This is a genomic window from Roseovarius halophilus (ex Wu et al. 2025), from assembly GCF_047086965.1.
On the sequence record NZ_JBKOTX010000119.1, the window covers coordinates 1 to 18708 of the forward strand.

General features: G+C 64.7%; 16 protein-coding genes and 3 pseudogenes. 5 read left to right on the forward strand and 14 right to left on the reverse strand.

Going from position 1 to position 18708, the window contains the following annotated elements; genetic code table 11:
* From ACH107_RS20750 to ACH107_RS20780, 7 genes and pseudogenes are all read right to left on the reverse strand, one after another.
* Positions 1 to 98: pseudogene (locus tag ACH107_RS20750) on the reverse strand (molybdopterin cofactor-binding domain-containing protein); the annotation flags it as partial.
* A 77-nt stretch (positions 99 to 175) separates the two neighbouring features.
* A pseudogene (locus tag ACH107_RS20755) lies at positions 176 to 706 on the reverse strand (biotin/lipoyl-containing protein); the annotation flags it as partial.
* Positions 696 to 1691 carry an alpha-ketoacid dehydrogenase subunit beta gene (locus ACH107_RS20760; RefSeq protein WP_412507423.1) on the reverse strand — a complete coding sequence of 332 codons (996 nt, stop codon included), beginning with the start codon at positions 1689 to 1691 and terminating at the stop codon, positions 696 to 698. The pseudogene ACH107_RS20755 and the gene ACH107_RS20760, both read right to left, overlap by 11 nt.
* Positions 1692 to 1703: 12 nt before the next feature.
* On the reverse strand, positions 1704 to 2723 hold the full coding sequence (locus tag ACH107_RS20765) for a thiamine pyrophosphate-dependent dehydrogenase E1 component subunit alpha (protein WP_412507424.1): 1020 nt from the start codon (positions 2721 to 2723) through the stop codon (positions 1704 to 1706).
* Positions 2724 to 2746: 23 nt separating this feature from the next.
* A complete protein-coding gene (locus tag ACH107_RS20770) occupies positions 2747 to 4021 on the reverse strand; it encodes a TRAP transporter large permease (protein ID WP_412507425.1) in 1275 nt (424 codons plus the stop codon).
* 10 nt (positions 4022 to 4031) lie between these two features.
* Positions 4032 to 4562 (reverse strand): TRAP transporter small permease, encoded by a 531-nt coding sequence (locus ACH107_RS20775; RefSeq protein WP_412507426.1) that lies wholly within the window; start codon positions 4560 to 4562, stop codon positions 4032 to 4034.
* Between the two features lie 87 nt (positions 4563 to 4649).
* Complete coding sequence (locus tag ACH107_RS20780; protein ID WP_412507427.1) at positions 4650 to 5627, reverse strand: sialic acid TRAP transporter substrate-binding protein SiaP; 978 nt, start codon at positions 5625 to 5627, stop codon at positions 4650 to 4652.
* Positions 5628 to 5842: 215 nt separating this feature from the next.
* On the opposite strand from ACH107_RS20780, the gene ACH107_RS20785 reads away from it, so the two are divergent.
* Positions 5843 to 6871, forward strand: a complete 1029-nt coding sequence (locus tag ACH107_RS20785) for a LacI family DNA-binding transcriptional regulator (protein ID WP_412507428.1) — start codon at positions 5843 to 5845, stop codon at positions 6869 to 6871.
* Positions 6872 to 6911: 40 nt separating this feature from the next.
* Here ACH107_RS20785 and ACH107_RS20790 read toward each other — a convergent pair whose 3' ends face one another.
* The 7 genes from ACH107_RS20790 to ACH107_RS20820 form a co-directional block, all read right to left on the reverse strand.
* Positions 6912 to 7625: a ThuA domain-containing protein gene (locus ACH107_RS20790; protein WP_412507429.1), complete on the reverse strand. Its 714-nt coding sequence runs from the start codon at positions 7623 to 7625 to the stop codon at positions 6912 to 6914.
* Entirely contained in the window at positions 7622 to 8491 is an 870-nt protein-coding gene (locus tag ACH107_RS20795; protein WP_412507430.1) for an NAD(P)-dependent oxidoreductase, read from the reverse strand. The genes ACH107_RS20790 and ACH107_RS20795 overlap by 4 nt, the downstream gene beginning before the upstream one ends.
* Complete coding sequence (locus tag ACH107_RS20800) at positions 8491 to 10002, reverse strand: sugar ABC transporter ATP-binding protein (RefSeq protein WP_412507431.1); 1512 nt, start codon at positions 10000 to 10002, stop codon at positions 8491 to 8493. The genes ACH107_RS20795 and ACH107_RS20800 overlap by 1 nt, the downstream gene beginning before the upstream one ends.
* Positions 9999 to 11000, reverse strand: a complete 1002-nt coding sequence (locus ACH107_RS20805) for an ABC transporter permease (RefSeq protein ID WP_412507432.1) — start codon at positions 10998 to 11000, stop codon at positions 9999 to 10001. Before ACH107_RS20805 ends, ACH107_RS20800 begins: the two co-directional genes overlap by 4 nt.
* Before the next feature lie 15 nt (positions 11001 to 11015).
* A complete protein-coding gene (locus tag ACH107_RS20810) occupies positions 11016 to 11993 on the reverse strand; it encodes an ABC transporter permease (RefSeq protein WP_412507433.1) in 978 nt (325 codons plus the stop codon).
* 61 nt (positions 11994 to 12054) lie between these two features.
* Positions 12055 to 12852, reverse strand: coding sequence for an SDR family NAD(P)-dependent oxidoreductase (locus tag ACH107_RS20815; RefSeq protein ID WP_412507434.1), 798 nt, complete (start codon positions 12850 to 12852; stop codon positions 12055 to 12057).
* Between the two features lie 78 nt (positions 12853 to 12930).
* Entirely contained in the window at positions 12931 to 13896 is a 966-nt protein-coding gene (locus tag ACH107_RS20820) for a sugar ABC transporter substrate-binding protein (protein ID WP_412507435.1), read from the reverse strand.
* 260 nt (positions 13897 to 14156) lie between these two features.
* Here ACH107_RS20820 and ACH107_RS20825 point away from each other — a divergent pair, with 260 nt between their 5' ends.
* The 4 genes and pseudogenes from ACH107_RS20825 to ACH107_RS20840 form a co-directional block, all read left to right on the forward strand.
* Positions 14157 to 15932, forward strand: a complete 1776-nt coding sequence (locus ACH107_RS20825; RefSeq protein ID WP_412507436.1) for an extracellular solute-binding protein — start codon at positions 14157 to 14159, stop codon at positions 15930 to 15932.
* A gap of 12 nt (positions 15933 to 15944) precedes the next feature.
* Positions 15945 to 16751 carry an SDR family NAD(P)-dependent oxidoreductase gene (locus tag ACH107_RS20830; RefSeq protein ID WP_412507437.1) on the forward strand — a complete coding sequence of 269 codons (807 nt, stop codon included), beginning with the start codon at positions 15945 to 15947 and terminating at the stop codon, positions 16749 to 16751.
* Between the two features lie 66 nt (positions 16752 to 16817).
* Positions 16818 to 18116, forward strand: a complete 1299-nt coding sequence (locus ACH107_RS20835) for a M24 family metallopeptidase (protein WP_412507438.1) — start codon at positions 16818 to 16820, stop codon at positions 18114 to 18116.
* A gap of 181 nt (positions 18117 to 18297) precedes the next feature.
* Positions 18298 to 18708, forward strand: a pseudogene (locus ACH107_RS20840) (hypothetical protein); the annotation flags it as partial.

Here is an 18708-nt window from a genome sequence, read left to right on the forward strand (position 1 = left end):
GCATCGTAATGGGCCTGTTCGGTCAGCGCCTGTCCGACCCCCTGCACCACCCCGCCGTGGACCTGGCCCTCGACCAGCATGGGGTTGATGAGATTGCCGGCGCTTTCGGTGCCGCGCCATCCGCGACGCTGCGGCGGAGGGGCGCCTCGGGCTTGTCGGCAGAGATCACGGCGATCTTGGCCCCCACCGGGGCCTCCTCGCCCGCCTCGGCCAGAAGGGCGGCGACGTATCCGTCGTGCCCGGCCTCGACCTCCATGGTGGACTTGTCGGTTTCCACCTCGAAGAGGATGTCGGACGCGGCGACGGCCTCGCCCGGTTCCTTGTGCCACGCGACGATCAGGCCGGTATCCTGTGCCATGCCCAGCGCGGGCATGATGACCTGACTGCCGTCCGGCAGCGTGTCCGCACCGGGCGCGGCGGTTTCCGCGGCACCCGCCGGCGCATAGCCGGCGGGGCCGGTGCCCTCCGGCGTCTCGGAGATACGCGCGATCACATCGCCGACCGGCACTGCCGCCCCGGCGGCCGCCGCGACGTCGGTCAGGTACCCGGCGCCCTGCGCCTCGACCTCCATCGTCGCCTTGTCGGTTTCCACCTCGAACAGCGCCTCGCCCTCGGTGACGGCATCACCGGGCTTCTTGAACCAGGTGACGATCACGCCCGTGTCCTGCGCCATCCCGAGGGCTGGCATGATGACATCAAGCGGCATGGATCATCTCCCCGGCGCAGAGCTTGCGTGCGTTCTCGACCACGGCCTCGGGCGTGGGCACGGTAAGATCTTCCAGCGCAGGGCTGAAGGGCACGGGCACGTCCATCGCACCCATGCGCAGAACCGGCGCGTCGAGATGGTAGAACGCCTTTTCGTTCAGGCGGCTGGCGATCTCGGCGGTGACGCCGTAGCTTTGGTGCCCCTCGTCGATGACGATGGCGCGGCTGGTCTGCTTCACGCTGTTCAGCAGTGTCGCCTCGTCGAGGGGCACGATGGTGCGCGGGTCGATCACCTCGGCGCTGATCCCTTCGGCCTCGAGCATCTCGGCGGCCTTCTCGGCCACCTGCACCATCGAGGACGTACCGATCAGCGTGATGTCGGTGCCCTGGCGTTTCACGTTGGCCTCGCCGAACGGGATCAGGAATTCCTCCTCCGGGACGGGGGCCTTGTCCTGATACATCAGCTTGTCCTCGAAGATGACGACCGGGTTGTTGTCGCGGATCGCGGTCTTCATCAGGCCCTTCGCCTCGTAGGCCGAGCTGGGCAGCGCCACCTTGAGCCCCGGAATATGGGCGACGAGCGCCTGAAGCGACTGCGAGTGCTGCGCCGCCGAGCGCCGCGTGGCCCCGAGGTTGGTCCGCAGGACCATCGGCACGGTCAGCTTGCCGCCCGACATGTAATGCTGCTTGGCCGCCTGATTGCAGAGCTGGTCCATCACCAGGTAGATGAAATCGCCGAACATCAGGTCCACGATGGGGCGCGCGCCGGTCATGGCGGCGCCGACCGCCAGACCGACGAATCCCGGCTCGGCGATGGGGGTGTCGATGACGCGTTGCGTCCCGAATTCCTCGACCAGCCCGCTCAGCACCTTGAACGGCGTGCCGGCCTCGGCGACGTCCTCGCCGATGATGAAGGTCGCGGGGTCGCGACGCATTTCCTCGGCCAGCGCCTCGTTCACCGCTTGGGATAGGGTAATCTCTCTCATGGGTCTGGCTCCTCAGGCACCGGGACGCAGGGTTGCCGGGTCGGTTTCGGCGTAGACGTGCATGTCCACTTCCTTGGCGGCGGGATAGGGCGCGGCCTCGGCGTACGCGACCGCCTCTTGCGCCTCGGTCCGTATCCGCTCGTTCATGCTGTCGATCTCTTCCTCGGTGGCGATGCCCTGCGCCACCAGCCAGCCGCGGAAACGCACGATCGGGTCGCGGTTTTCCTTCCAGTCCGCCTCTTCCTCCTTGGAGCGGTAGTATTCGCGGTTGATGTCGCCCACGTGGTGGCCGTGATAGCGATAGGTCATCAGCTCGACGAAAAACGGCCCCTCGCCCTTCCGGCAGCGGGTGGCGAGCTTGTCGGTCAACTCGTTCACGGCCAGCACGTCCTGACCGTCGACGGTGAACGAGTCGATCCCGAACGCCTCGGCGCGGGCGGTGATCGAGCCGGCCGCGATTTCCTCGGTCCTGGTGTATTCGGAATAGCCGTTGTTCTCGCAGGCGTAGATGACGGGCAGGTTCCACAGCGCGGCCATGTTCATGACCTCGTACCAGAGGCCCTGCGCCGTGGCGCCATCCCCGAAGAAGCAGACCGTCACATCGTCATGGCCCAGCACCTTGGCGCGCAGGGCCGAGCCGGTGGCGATTCCCATCGAGCCGCCCACGATGGCGTTGGCGCCAAGGTTGCCGTGGCTCTGGTCGGCGATGTGCATCGAGCCGCCCTTGCCGCGGCAATAGCCCTCTTCCTTGCCCAGAAGCTCGCAGAACATCTCCTTGAACTCGGCCCCCTTGGCCACGCAATGCCCGTGGCCGCGGTGGGTCGAGGTGATGCGGTCGCTGTCGGTCAGCGCCTCGCAGATCCCGACGGCAACGGCTTCCTCGCCCGAATACATGTGCGTCAGGCCCGGCATCTTGGCCGACAGGTACAGCTGGTTGGCGTTGTCCTCGAATGTCCGGATGCGCACCATCTGGGTGTACATCCGAAGGTAGTCATCCTTGTTGGAACTCGTCTTTTTTTTCTTGGAAGTCATTTTTGCGGTCCAGTCTTGAGCGTTTAACGGTAGATCAGGTCCGGCAGCCACATCGACAGGGCCGGCACATAGGTGATCAGGATCAGGACGGTTCCGAGCGGAACCAGGAAGGGCACCGTCGCCCGTACCGCGCTTTCGAACTTGATGTCCGCCACGCGCGCGAGAACGTACAGGACCATGCCCACCGGCGGCGTGAGCAGGCCCAGCATCAGGTTGAGCACCATCATGATCCCGAAATGGACGGGATCGACCCCGAGCTCCACGACAACCGGCAGTAGAACCGGTGTCAGGATGGTGATGGCCGCGACGGGCTCCATGAAGAAGCCCACCACCAGCAGCACGACATTGATCAGAAGAAGCACCAGCACCACGTTTTGCGTGTGGCCGAGAATTGCCTCGGCAACCATTTCGGTCACGCGGTTCGACGTCAGGATCCACGAGAAGATCGACGCCGCCGCGACGATCAACAGCACGATCGCCGTGGTTTCGATCGTATCGGCCGAAATCGCCTTGATCTTGCGCAGGGTCAGCGTGCGGTACACCACCCCGCCCAGGACAAGCGCATAGGCACAGGCCGCGATCGCCGCCTCGGTCGGGGTGAACAATCCCGCAAGGATCCCCCCGACGATGATCACCGGCGTCAGGAGCGACAGGAAGGCCCGCTTGAAGGTCAGACCCAGCATGTGCCATGCAAAGCCCGTGTCACGCCCGTAGCCGCGCACATGCGCATACCAGCCGACCATTGCCATGAGCGCCACGGCCATCAAAAGCCCCGGCAGCAGGCCCGCCGCGAAAAGCTGCCCGATCGACGTGGAGGACACGACGCCGTAGACGACCAGCGGCAGCGACGGCGGGATGAGCGGCCCGATGGTGGACGAGGCCGCGGTCACGCCAACCGCGAAGTCAGCGTCGTAGCCGCCCTTCTTCATGGCCTTGATCTCGATCGTGCCGAGCCCGCCGGCATCGGCCACGGCCGCCCCCGACATGCCGGCGAACAGCACCGAGGCCCCGATGTTCACATGGCCCAGGCCGCCGCGCATCCACCCCACGAGCGCCTTGGCGAAATCGAAGATGCGGTCGGTGATGCCAGCGTGGTTCATCAGGCTGCCGGCAAGGATGAAGAACGGCACCGCGAGCAGCGGGAAGCTGTCGACGCCATTGATCATGCGATGCATGACGACGACGTTCGGAACGGGGCTGTCGATCACGAGAAAGGCGAGAGAGGCCCCCGCCAGGGCCAGCGCGACCGGCAGGCCGATCACCAGCAGCAGGGCAAGCGTTCCGAAAAGGATCAGCATCTTTCTGGCCTCACTCTTCCAGCCCGGCAGGCACATCAGGTGCCACGTCGGTCTTGCCGTCCCTGAAATGTCGCAGGGCGACGAGGATCGAATAGATTGTCATCAGGGCGAAACAGGCCGCCACGAACCCGTAGAGGGCCGATTTCGGCACATCGATCGAGGTCATCATCTGGCGCGTGTTGCCCGCCAGCTGCACGCAAAGCCCGGTCAGCACCGCCAGAAGCGCAACGCGCATAAGATCGACAACCGTGGCCATGACGCGCGCCCCGCGCCGGGGCAGATAGCGGTAGAAGAACTCGACCGAGATATGCGTGTTGCGCCGCACGGCCAGCGCCGCGCCCGCGAAGGTCACGGCCACCAGGAGGTAGCGCGCGATCTCCTCGGTCCAGCCGATCGAGTCGTTCAGCACGTAGCGCGTGAAGAACTGCACGAACACCACGATGGCCAAAAGCCAGAAGACCACGATCACCACGCCGGTATCCACGGCCGGCACACGCGTCCATCGCGTGCGGTTGTCGGAGGTTGCGCCATTTTTCCGCATTTCGGGGTCCCGATTGATGGCATGGCGCGGCCACTCGCCGCGCGGGAAAAACGCGGGTCGCCGGTGACGGCGGCCCGGCCGGCGCGATCAGTTCAGCGCCTGAAGGCGGTCGAAGGTTTCACGATCCCACGTCGCCTCGGGGCCGTTGAGCCCTTCGGCCACCGCGTCACGGAACGGCCCGCGATCCACTTCGGCCACGGTCGTGCCCTGCTCGCGGAACCAGTCCACGAGCTCCAGCTCGGCATTGCGGATATCGGCCGAGGCCCCGTTTGCCGCGTCCTCGAGAACCTCCATCAGCGTGGCGTGGTCCTCCTCGGACATGCTGTCGGACAGGCGACCCGCCACGATCGTCAGCAGCGCATCGGTGATGTGACCGGTCAGCGTGATGTAGTCCTGAACCTCGTGAAACTTCTTGAACTGGATGGTCGGCAGGGGGTTTTCCTGCGCGTCCACGACCCCCTGTTGCAGCGCGAGATAGACCTCGGAGAACGCCATCGGCGTCGCGTTGGCGCCGACCGCCTCGGGGAACATCTTGTACAGCGAGGCGTTCGGAACGCGGATCTTCATGCCGTCCATGTCGTCGGGCGTGGTGATCTCGGCGTTCGAGGTCACGTGCCGCTGCCCGTAATAAACCAGCCCCGCGATATCGTCGCCCGTGGCATCGGTGTAGCCGGCCGAGAGATCCCGGAACAGCTCGGAATCGCGGTAGGCTTCCCAATGCGCGTAATCGCGGAACATGAACGGCGCGCTGCCGATGGCCATGGGCCCGTACCGGCGGCCCGCGAAGAACTGGCCGTCATAGATGATATCCACCGTCCCGAGGCCCAGACCCTCGGCCAGATCGACCTGCTTGCCCAACGACGAGGCGGGAAAGACCTCGATCGTGTAGCGCCCGTCGGTCCGCTCCTCGAACGTCTCGGCCGCTTTTTCGGCCCAGGCGTGATAGGGCGATTGCGCCTCGTAGACATGCCCCCACTTCAATTCGGTCTGCGCCGACGCCGCATCGGCGCCGGCGATCGCCATGACCGCGCCCGCGAATGCCGTGCGGAACGTGAATTTCGTCATCGTGTCGTCCTCCCTCTCTAGCGGAATGGCCCGGGGCGCCAGTGCCCGACCACTCGATATGCGCATACTGTGTGCGGGGCGCGCCTTGTGTCAATAAATTTTTAAATCGTTTAAATATTGGTTTAAACGAATAAAATGTTGCGATGGCAAGACCCTGGATTTTATGCCAGTCTCGGGTCAGAAAATTGATCCCGGCCACTGGCGGCACTCCGAGGATGACCAGAAAAAACAAAGCCCTGACACAGAAAGCCATCGCGCAGGCGCTCGGCGTCTCGGTCGCGACAGTGTCGCTTGCCCTGCGCAACAGCCCGCTCATTCAGGCCAGTACACGGGAGCGCGTGCACCGCTATGTCAGCGAGGTGGGCTACGTACAGAACCGGGCGGCCACGGCGCTCCGGACGGGGCGCACCCGAATCATCGGCGTGGGGTTCCATGACATCGTGCACCCGTTCTTTGCCGAGATGCTGGCGGCGACCGAGGCGAAACTGTCGGACGACGGTGAGGCCATCTTCGTCAACAGTCACGACGACGACCTGGACAGGCAGGCCCGGTTCGTGTCCTCCCTCATGGAACACGGCGCCGACGGCCTGATCCTGTCCCCCGCCCTCGGCACGCGGGAAAGCGATCTGCAGCCATTCCGGGACAGCGGCGGCGCCGTCGTGCTGATCGTGCGCTCCATCCCCGACACGTCCCTCGATCATGTCATCAACGACGATCCCGAATGCATGCGATTGGCGACAACCCACCTGCTGAACCTTGGCCACGACCGCATCGTCATGCTGGGCGGCAAGCCCGGCACGACAACGGCTGACGGCCGCTACGAAGGCTTCCTGCGCGCCATGCGCGACAAGGGTCTTGATCCCGGTCGCGACGCCTGGATCGACGGCCCGGCGAAACGGCTGGAGGGTCACGCGGCGGTGCGGCAGCTCTGGGAAACGGGCGCCCGGTTGCCGACAGCGATCGCCTGCTTCAACGATCTGGTCGCCTTCGGCGCGATGAGCGCCCTTGCGGAACTCGGCATCGAGGTGGGCCGCGACGTGGCCGTCGTGGGCATCGACGACACCGACGAGGCACAGGTCTCGTTCCCGCCTCTGACCACCGTGACCAACAACGCGAAGGTGATCGGCCGTACCGCCGTGGACATCCTGCGCCAGCGTCTGGCCGACCCGGAAAGCGGCCCCCTCCAGCAGCGGCTGACGCCCTATATATCGATCAGGGAAAGCTGCGGCGCCAACCGGGCGTGACGCCGTCGCCCCGGCCCCAACTGGCCGGCGACCGGCCGGATCAGGCGGCCCCCTTGCCCTCGGCGGCCCAGATGGCGCCACGCCTGATGATCTCGGTGACCTGCGGCAGCTTGAGATCGGCCAGTTCGTGGCCGATGGAACAATAGAACACGCGCCCCTTGTCCCAGCGGCGTTTCCAGACGACCGGGATGACCGTCCCCTCGATCCACCACAGGTGATCACCCGAGAAGGTGGTGGTGGCCAGCACCTCGTTGGAGGGATCGACGAGCATGTAATACTGTTCCGACGTCAGGCGGAAGCTCTTGATCCCTCGGACGATCGGATCGTCCGGCTTGCAGACGGTCACGTCGTAATCGATGTAGTCCTCGCGCGGTTGCAGGTTGTCGGGCCATCCCGGCGGATGGGCCACGAACTGCCCGCCGATCAGGAAGTGATAGGTTGGCCTGTCCCGGAACGCGTCCCCCATGTGACCGTGCCAGCCGGCAAGCCCGCAACCATTCGCGACAAGTTCCAGCAGGCCGTCTTCCTGCGGCTTGGTCATGTTCCCGAATTCTTCCCTGTGCCCGGATCGTGCCGACGACCAGATCGGGGTTATGAGGTCGAGACCGGACAGATCATCAGGCCGTTCAAGCGGCGCCAGCGTGTCATAGGTGACCACGTCAAAGCCGTTCTCCGCGAGAAGCGCGCGGTACCAGTCGGCGAAGTCGGTCGGCGCATGTCCTTGCCAGCCCCCGACAAAAAGAGCGGCTTTCATGTTCGGTCCTTTCTCAGGAAATTGAGCATCGCCGCCATGTCCCGGTCGGCGTACCCGGCCTTTTCGGCGGTTTTCAGTTCCTGCAACGTGACCTGCCCCTGTGGCATGGCCACGCCCAGCGTTGCGGCCAGCGCCGCGGTGACCTCCATGTCCTTGCGTGCCAGCGAGACGGTGAAGGTCACGTCGTGCGCGTGTTCATCAAGGTAAAGCGGCTTGCGGTACTTGAGCATCGGCGCGCAGGCGGCGCTGGCCTCGATCACCTCGAACGCCGTCTCGGGGGGTATTCCCGACGCCTCGGCCATCGTCATCGCCTCGGCCAGTGTCTGGTTGATCCCGTGGATGAGCGAATTGACCGCCAGCTTCATCACGGCGCCGGCCCCGGGCTTGCCAAGGCACAGGGTCCGTTTGCCCATCGCCGCGAAAACCGGCCGGAGCGGGGCGGCCTGTTCCTCGGTGCAGCCGGCCATGATCATCAATTCCCCGGCCGCGGCCGCCTGTGTCGCGCCGGAAACCGGGGCGTCGACAACCTGCGCCCCGTCGGGCGCGGCAGCGACCAGATGCGACACGTGATCGGGGCTCATTGTCCCCATCTCGATGAAGATCCGCGCGCCGGGCGTGGCGAAAAGCCCTGCAGGGCCGGTATGAACGGCCAGCGATGACGCGTCGTCGGCCAGCATCGTCATGACGATGTCGGCGGCCTCGGTCAGCGCGGCGGGGCTGCCGGCGGCGTCACAGCCCAATTCGTGCGCCAGGTCGCGCGCCTTGTCCGGCGTCCGGTTCCACAGCGTGAGGTCGTGGCCCGCCCGCGAAAGGTTGCCCGCCATGTGCGCGCCCATCCGCCCCAGACCCGCAAAGCCGATACGCATCAGGCCACGCTCTCGGTCCCGAGGCCGGAAATGGCCTGAATGAGGTTGTCCTCCGTCACTTCCTCGGACGCGAAAGTCCGCGTGATGCGGCCGTTGAACATCGCGATGATCCGGTCACTGACATGCAGCACTTCGGGCATTTCCGAACTGATGACGATCACGGCATAGCCCTGCGACGCCAGTTCGCGGATCAGCTTGTGGATCTCGGACTTGGACCCGACATCGATACCGCGGGTCGGCTCGTCCACGATCAGCACGTTCGGATGCATCGACAGCCATTTCCCGATCACGATCTTCTGCTGGTTGCCGCCGGAAAGGTTTCCGACGGTCTGCCGCCACCCCGGCGTCCGGATATCGAGCTTGTCCCGGTACTGGTCGAAAATGGCGATCTCGGCGCCATCGCTCACGAAGGGGCCCGCGGTCAGGTCCGACACCTGCGGCAGGGTCATGTTGTCCCGGCAGTTCATGCCCAGCACCAGCCCCTGGTCCTTGCGATCCTCCGGCACGAGGCTGATGCCCTTCTCGATCGCTTCCGCCGGCGAGTTGATCCGGACCTCTTCGCCGTTCAGCACGATCTCGCCCGCCGAGGGGTCACGGAGGCCGAAAAGCGTCTCGGCGATTTCCGTCCGGCCCGCACCGACAAGACCGTAGAAACCCACGACCTCGCCCGAGCGGACCTGGAAACTGACATCCTCGAACAGGTCGCCGCAGCTCAGGTTGCGCACCTCGATGGCGACCGCCCCGAGCTCGTGATGGGACGCGTTGCGCGTCAGGTCGAGCTTTCGGCCGATCATCAGCTGGGTGATCTCGTCCTCGCTGGTCTCGGCCGTCGTGAGCGTTCCGCGGTACTGGCCGTCACGCAGCACGCTGATCCTGTCGGTGATCCGGAAAATCTCTTCCATGCGGTGAGAGATGTAGATGATACCGACGCCCGTCGCCTTGAGGTCCTCGATCACGTCGAAAAGGACGACCTTCTCGGCATCCGTCAGCGAGGCCGTCGGCTCGTCGAAGATCACCGCCTTGGCATCGACGGTCAGGGCGCGGGCCATCTCGACCATCTGCTGGTTTGCCACCGACAGGTCGCCAACGCGGGTCCGCGCGTCGAAGCCGACCTTGAGCTTGCCAAGTATCTCGTCGGTCTGGGCATAGAGGGTTGCCCAGTCGACGCGGCCGAAGCTCTTGCGCGGCAGTTCGCCGAGGAAGATGTTCTCGGCCGCCGTCAGCTCGGCCGCGAGGCTGAGTTCCTGGTGGATGAACACGATGCCCTCCCCCTTGGCCTGCAGCGGCGATGTCATCACCACGGGCTGCTCGGCCACGAAGATGCGGCCCTCGTCGGGTTGGTAGATCCCGCCGAGCACCTTCATGAGGGTCGATTTCCCGGCGCCGTTCTCGCCCATCAGGGCGTGCACCTCGCCGGGCATCACGTCGAACGAAACCTGGTCGAGCGCGCGGACACCGGGGAAGGTCTTGACGATCCCTTCCAGTCTCAATGCTGGGGATTGGTCACTCATGTCTTCAACTCCTCCCTGGCCTTGACGTTCAGCTGCTTGTCGAGGAACAGCACCGAGATCAGGATCAGGCCGATCACGAGGTTGACCGTCGACGTGTCGGCGCCGATATGCGCCAGCCCCTTGCGCAACAGCTGTATCGCGAGCACGCCGCCGAAGGTCGAAATGATCGAGCCCGCGCCGCCGGTCAGCTTGGTTCCGCCCAGCACGACGGCGGTGATGATCCACAGCTCGTACAACTCGCCGTCATTGGGGTTGACCGAACCGGATTCCGAGTAGAACACCACCGCCGACAGCGCCGCGAGGAAGCCGATGATCATGAAGTTGATCATCATGTGCGGCCCGACACGGATGCCCGCGTTCACGGCGGCCTCGCGGTTGTCACCGATGGCATAGGCGTTGCGCCCGTGAACCGTCTTGTTCATCAGGAACCAGATCGCGCCCGTCACCAGCAGCAGGAACCATGTCGCGGTGTGCAGCCCCAGCAATTGCGCCTCGGCAAAATCCACCAGCGTCCAGTTCAGGTGGCTGGTGGGCTGCTCGCCATTGTACATGAAGACCAGCCCGCGATACCCCAGCATCGCCCCCAGGGTCACGATGAAGGCGTCAACGCCGGTTTTCCAGACGATCAGCCCGTTTATCGCGCCCAGCACGATGCCGGTGAGCAGCGCCAGCAGCCAAGCCACGGGGATCACCCAGTCACCGAGCCCGGCAAAGACAGGCCATGTCATGCTGTCCAGCAGGATGACCGCGCTCATGGCGAAGATGGCCCCGACGCTCAGGTCGATGTTGCCGTTGATCATGACGATGGTCATGCCCATGGCGATGATGCCCAGCGGCGCCGACTGCTTGAAAAGCAGCAACATGTTGCCCGCGTCCATGAAGGCCTTGTCGCTCAGGGAAAGGTATTCCCCGGCCACACTGAAGAAGATCAGTTCCAGAACGATGAAGCCCCATATGGCGCCCCGTTTCAGATAACTGCCGAGTTTACCTGCTTGCATGATCTTTCCTCCCCGTCACGCGATCGGTGACCAGAGCCGGCCCCGCTTGGCCGCGATATCGAGCCAGACCGCGAGGATGATGATGACCCACGTGACCACGTACTGGACATAGAACTGCAGCCCCATCAGCAGCAGACCGTTCTGGATGAAGCCGAGGATCAGCACGCCGATCACGGTCTTGAAGATCGTGCCGGCCCCGCCCATAAGCGACGCACCGCCAAGGATGACCGCCGCCAGAACCTCGAGCTCCAGTCCCTGCCCCACCGTGTTCTGGCTACCAAGGCTGCGGCTGGCCTGGATAAGCCCGGCGGTCGCGACGCAGAATGCCGAGACGATGTAACAGCTGAACACCACGCGGGCGCGGCGGATCCCCGAGAAGGTGGCCGCCGTGCCATTCCCGCCCACGGCATAGACCTTGCGGCCGAACGGGGTCTTGGCCAGCATGATGCCCAGCACGGCCGCGAGAAGGGCGAACACCAGGATCGGCACCGGCACGCCAAGCGCCTCCCCCTGTCCGAAAACGCTGAACCACGTGCCCTGCTTGTCGTCGATATCCATGTTCTTGCCGCCCGAATAGGTGAGCGTCAGGCCATGAATGGCCGACAGCATCCCCAACGTGACGATGAGCGAATTGAGCTTGAGATAGCCAACAAGGAACCCGATGAAGGCGCCAAGCGCGAGGGTCATCGCGAACATCGCCGGAATGGCCAGCCCCGGACCGATCTTGTCATGCAGGTCAAGCACGACGATCGTCGAGAACGACATCATCGAGCCGACCGACAGGTCGAGGTTGCCGCTGATCACGACGAAGGTCACGCCCAGCGCCATCACCCCGAGGATCGCCGAGGAACGGATCACGCCCATCACGTTGTCGGGGTCGAGGAACCGCTCGTTGGCCAGCGTGAAGCCGACGATGAAAAAGACGAAAGCCACGAGAATGCCTTGGCGCGCCAGGACCCCCCCGATGGCCTCTTTCGAAAATGCAGTTGGCATGCTTTCCTCCCTGCGCAGCCCGTCCCGCGCGATGACACTTCGGTTCGCCGCGCGGGCGTGATCAGACAAGCACCATGCCGCCATCGATCATGACGACCTGTCCGGTCATGTAGTCACTGTCGCCCGAGGCCAGGAACGTCGTGGTGCCGGTGACGTCCGCCGGCCGGGCCACGCGCCCCTTCAGGATATCCGCGGCGAACTCCTCCATCGCCTGCCCCGGACGCTCGGCCGCGCCGATCTCGATGAGGTCCTGATCGACCTGTTCCCACATCTCGGTCGCCACGACCCCGGGCGCGAACGCGGTCACGGTGATATCGTTCTTGGCGAACTCGCGCGCGCCCGATTGGGTGAGCGACACCACCGCCCACTTGCTGGCGCAGTAAGGCGCGACATTGTCGAAACCCTGCCGGCTCGCGATGCTGGCGGTGTTGATGATCTTGCCGCCGGTTCCCTGCGCGATCATCTGCCGCGCGGCCTCCTGCATCCCGATCAGGCAGCCGAGGCCGTTCACGTCCATGATGAAGTGCCAGTTGTCCTCGGTCACGTCCATGAGGTTCATGGGCTTGTTCACGCCGGCATTGTTGAATTTCACATCCAGTTTGCCGAACTGCGCGACCGTGGTGTCGATCATGGCCCGGACCTTGTCGCGATCCGTCACGTCGACCTGCGCGTGCATGATCTTCCCGCCGCCGCGTGCCGCGCGCTCGCGGGCCTGGTCGGCCACGGCCGCGACCTTGGCGCCGTCGATGTCGGCAAAGCAGACGTCGGCCCCTTCGTCCAGCAGCGCCTCACCGATCGCGCGCCCGATACCCTGCGCGGCCCCGGTCACGATGCAGGAGCGTCCTGAAACACGGCCCATCGCAGAACTCCGGTCATTTCCTGAACAAAAAAAGCGACATGCGCGGGGCCCTCAAGCCCCGCGCAGCCGGGAGATGCTTCAGAAGACGGGCTTGTCGAACGCGTCCATGTTGTCTTGCGTGATCTTCGGCGTGTCGAAGTAGTTGAGGAACGGAACGTCCTCGCCGTTGAGCACGTCGATCGCCGTCTGAAGCGCCGCTTCCGCGTCGTCGACCGGCGACTGGTAGATCGAGCCCCAGTACTCGCCGCGCCCCATCGCCTCGTACCCGACGGCGAAATTTGTCGCGCCGACGAAGGTGATGTCGCCGGCGCGGTCAGCGGCCTTGGCCGCGTTCAGCGCGCCCACGCCCATGTTGTCGTCGCCTGCATAGACACCGTCAATGTCGTCATACTTGACGAGGAAGGCCTCCATGACCTTCTGGCTCTTCTCGCGGTTCCAGTCGCCCGGCTGGGTCTCCACCAGGGTCACTTTGGGGCAGACCTCGGGCAGGCGGTCCTCGAAGCCCTTGGCGCGCTCGATCGCGGTCGTGTAGCCCGGCTGGCCGGAAATCTGCACGATCTGCGCCTCGTTCTCCATGCCGCGTTCCTTGAACCGGTCGCACATGATCTCGGCCGAGCTGGCGCCCTGCATGATGTTGTCCGGGCCCGAGAAGGACGCCACGAAGTCGAAGCCCTGCTCGTCGATGTTGGAATTGGTGACGATCACCGGGATATCGGCCTGGAACGCCTTGCGGACGGCCGGGATCACGGCCTCGCCGTTTGTCGGCCAGATGATGATCGCGTCAACGTCCTGCTGGATGAGGTCCTCCATCTGTGCGATCTGGCGCGCGACATCGCCGCCCGCGTCCAGCACCACGGTCTCGACGCTGTCGTTCGCCTCGGCCGCGGCGATGAAGGCCTGCTCGTAGGTCGTCTGGTAGCTGTCGACGCCCACGTTGTTCTGGGTGATGCCGATCTTCAAGGTTTCGGCGGACACCGCCCCGGCAAGGGCTGTTCCCGCAAGGGCGGTCGTGAGGGCCAGTGCCGCTCGGATCGAATTCGTCATTCCGTTTCCTCCCAAATTCGCGATTGCGCGATCAATTCTTCCTCGTGGATGGCGCAGCCAGTTACGGCCGGTCTCCACCCGTCTTGCGAGCATCGCAATTTCGTGTCCGCTGACCGCCCCCTTATTTATCCATTCTGGATATCTAGACGTTCATTTTGGATATTTGGCTTCTGTAAGGATAGTATCAATTTGAACAGGATGGAGGAAACTTGATGCCAAGCCAACGAAACCCCGCCCCGGAAAGAGCCCGTCGCGCCCCCATGAACATGCCTGCAGACGAAAATATCCACAACGGACAAGATGCGCGCGGCACGGCCGAGCGGGCGGCAACGTCGCGCAATGCCGAGACCGATGGCGTTGCACTTTTTCTGGAAGAACTGTTCGCCGAGATCGAGACCTATATCGAACCCTCGGCCCCCAATCCCTACCTGATGATGAGCCTGCACCTGCTGCGCAGCCATGGCGAGGGGCGCACTGTCACGCCGTCCTCGATGGCGGGCGCCTCGGGGGTGCCCTACGCCACGGCGACACGGAAACTGGCCGAGATGCAGAAGGCCGGCCTGATCGAACAGCGCCCGCGATCCAAGAGCGGCAAGAGCTTTTCCCTGCATCCCAGTGACGCGCTTCTCAACCGATGGAGCCAGCTGGTCGACAGGATACAACGGCTCGCCGCGCGACGGCTGGCCCCCGCGGGCGGCACCGCCGGGGAAACCGAGTATTATTACGGCGACACCTACCAGCCGGGCCGCGCGCTGCTGCAACCGCCGCAGGTCCTGCCCGACCCGCTCAAGCTGCCCGGCGGGGCGCGCATCCTCGTGCACGGGGACCCGACCTTCATGGTCATGGAGAACCTCAAGCGCCAGTTCGAACAGATCATCGGAACGAACATCAACCAGCGCGCCTTCTCGATCGACCGTTTGCGCGAGGAAGCCATCCGCAACAGCACCCGCCCGACAAGCCGGTATGACCTGATCGCGGTCGATCTGCCGTGGATCGGGGAGTTCGCCACGCGCGGCGTGCTGCGGCCGCTTGACCAGGTCATGGACGTCTCGCGCCTCGATCCGGGCGACTTCCACACCGCTGGCTGGCGCGCGGCCCACTGGGGTGGGCATCCCTACGGCGTGCCAAGCCAGACCACGCCGGAGTTGATGTTCTACCGCCGCGACTGGTTCGCCGAGGCGGGGCTGGAGCCGCCCGTGTCGACCGATGCGGTCCTCAGGGCCGCGGAGGAACTGCACGCCCCGCACCGCGGGCGCTACGGGGTGGCATGGAACGCGGCGCGGGGCACCGCGTTGGGCCACACCTTCATGATGACCTTGGCCGATTTCGGCCAGCCGATCATCGACATGCCCGCGATCGCCGGGGGGTTCGACGCCGACAACCTTGACCGTGGCCCGCTGCGCCCGATGATCGACACGCCGGTCGCGCTCGAGGCGGCGGAATACCTGATGGCGCTGATGGCGTTCTCGCCGCCCGACATCCTGTCCATGTCGTGGTACGAACGCATCCGGCCCTTTGCCGCCGGGCAAGTCGCCATGGCCTACGGCTACACGTTGCTCGCGCCCTATTTCGAGCTTGATCCGGGCTCGGCCGCGTACGGGAACACGGGCTACATGCCGCACCCGCCCGGCCCGTCCGGCACGCCGGTCGCCCCGGTCGGGGGCTACGTGCTGGGGATCCCGGCCAACCTGTCGCCGGACAGGCTTGACGATGCCGTCGAGGCGCTGATCGCCTTCACCTCGCCCGAGGCGCAGAAACTTTACGTGCAGAACGGCAGCCGCACCGCGCCACGCTATTCCGTTGGCATGGACCCGGAGGTGCGTCGCCTGTCCCCGATCTTCGAAACGGTCGACCAGATGTCGTGGCGCGACGAGCTGCAATTCTGGCCGCGGCCGCCCGTGCCCCAGATCTCGGAAATCATCCAGATCTGCGGACACGAGTTCCACGACATGCTGCGCGGTATCGTGACGCCGCGCACAGCGCTGGCCCGCGCCCAGAGCCGGGCCGAGGACGCAATGCGAGACCCGGTCACCTAAGGGAGGAAATCCATGGACCCGAACCGACTGAAGGGCAAGAACATACTGATCACGGGCGCTGCCCGTGGCATGGGTGCTGCCAACGCCGAACATTTCGCCGGGCAGGGGGCGAATGTCTGCCTCGGCGATCTTGACACGGACGCCGCGCAGGCGGTCGCAGACGCGATCAACGCCCGCGGCAACGGCAGCGCGATCGCGGTAAAGATGGACGTGACCAAGCGCGAGGACAACGCCGCCGCCGTTGCCGCGACAGTCGACGCCTTCGGCAACATCAATGTCGGCCTCTTCAACGCCGGCCTGAACAAGCCCCGGTTCTTCATGGATATCGACGAAGACAACTGGGACATGATCATGAACGTCAATACCAAGGCGATGTGGCTGGGCATGCAGGAGACGGCCAGGCAGATGATCGCGCAGGGCAAGCAGGACTATCCCTACAAGCTGATCAATGTCGGCTCCATCGCGTCACGCAAACCGCTGGTCGACGTGACGGTGTACTGCACGTCGAAATACGGCTGCCTGGCGTTGACGCATTGCGGCGCCATCGGCCTGGCCGAGCACAACATCACCGTGAACGGATATGCCCCCGGCGTTGTCGTCACGCCCCTGTGGGAACAACTCGACAAGGACCTTGTCGATATCGGTTTCAAGGAACGCGAGGGGCAGGCCTACGACGACATCGTGCGCGACGCGCTGCAGATCAAGCGCGTCTCCTACCCCGATGACGTCACCGGGACGGCCGCGTTCCTCGCCAGCCCCGACAGCGACTACATGACGGGCCAGATGATCCATATCGACGGCGGCTGGTGCATCCAGTAGCGCCGCGACGCTTCCCGAAATTCACGTAAAAGCATCGGGCGACCGGATCGCCCAAAGGAGAAAAACATGTCACGCGCATTGATGCCCAACATGCTCACGCCGCAGGATCTGGAACCGAGCTGGCAGTGGGAGGCCAAGCTGCCGTCGGCGGGCCACATGTCCGTCGACTTCGAACGCCGGATCGACCATGACCGGCTGCGCCGCTACCGCTTGGCGCGCACGCGGCAAAGCCTGCAGAACTCGCAAGCCGGCTCGCTGCTGCTGTTCGACGTCAACAACATCCGCTACGTCTCGGCCACCAAGATCGGCGAATGGGAGCGGGACAAGATGTGTCGCTTCTGCCTGCTGACCGGCGACGACTCGCCTTATGTCTGGGATTTCGGCTCGGCCGCGGTGCACCACCAGAAGTATTCCGACTGGCTGGAACCCGATCACTGCCTCGCCGGGGTCGTCGGCATGCGCGGCACGATCCCGCCCGAATTCGGCCTGATGCGCAAATACGCCAAGATGATCGCCGAGCTGATCAAGGACGCGGGCATGGCCGACATGCCTGTCGGTGTGGATTATGCCGAAACGGCGATGTTCCACGCCCTGCAGGAAGAAGGCATCAAGGTCGTGGACGGCCAGCAGATCATGCTGGCCGCGCGCGAGATCAAGAACTGGGACGAAATCCAGCTTCTGACGCAGGCGGCCAGCATGGTCGATGGCGTCTATCACATGATCTACGAGGAACTGAAGCCGGGCGTGCGGGAAAACGATATCGTCGCCATGTCCAACAAGCTGCTCTACGAAATGGGCTCCGACGACGTCGAAGCGATCAACGCCATTTCGGGCGAACGCTGCAACCCGCATCCGCACAACTTCACCGACCGTCTGATCCGACCCGGCGATCAGGCATTCTTCGACATCCTGCAATCCTACCAGGGCTACCGGACGTGCTATTACCGCACGTTCAACGTGGGCCGCGCGACACCGGCGCAGACCGACGCCTATGTCAAGGCACGCGAATGGATCGACGCCTCCATCGCGATGATCAAGCCCGGCGTGACCACCGACAAGGTGGCCGCGGTCTGGCCGACGGCGGAAAGCCTTGGCTTCCCCAACGAGGACGCGGCCTTCGGCCTGCAATTCGGGCACGGGCTTGGCCTCGCGCTGCATGAACGCCCGATCATCAGCCGGGCCGTGTCGCTCGATCACCCGATGGAAATCGAGACAGGCATGGTGTTCGCATTGGAAACCTATTGCCCCGCCGCCGACGGCTATTCGGCCGCGCGGATCGAGGAAGAGGTCGTGGTCACGGAAACGGGTTGCGAAATCATCAGCCTGTTCCCCGCCGAAGAGCTGCCGATCGCGAACCGCTACTGACCCGCTTTGCGCCCGGCCTGAACGGCCGGGCGCCTTTCGCGTGGGTCATCAGGCCCCGCGGAAAAACCGCGCCAGCCGGCCGGACCAGCAAAACATGAAACATCATTGCGTCTTCATCCTGAGCGGGTAATCATCGCGGAGCAGATGCGGGGGCGCACGCGCGGTATCGGCGCGGGAATCCTTGAGCCCGGAAAAAGGCCGCAAATCAAAGAGGGAGGACGCCATTTCATATTCGAACGCGATCGAGCTGCTACGCCTCGCCGACCTTGCGACAGCGCGGTATCGTGGTGTCACGCTGTCCGAGGTTTCAGAAGAGTTCGACGTGCACGAACGCACCGCACAGCGCATGGTGCGCGCCCTGTCCGAGGTATTCCCGCATGCCGTGGAAGTCCTCGAGGGCGATGACCGGAAACGCCGCTGGAAAATGCGCGAGGTTCCGGTGGCGCGCATGCGGCTGGAGGGGGCGGCCGAGCTCGAGGCGCTGGAATCGGGAATCATGAAATCACCGCGCTTTATGCGCCAAGCGCCCGGCCCGATATTGGGCTCGGCGACGAGGTCGGCGTGGCGTTCGCGCCGGGCAAGCGGGTGGTCC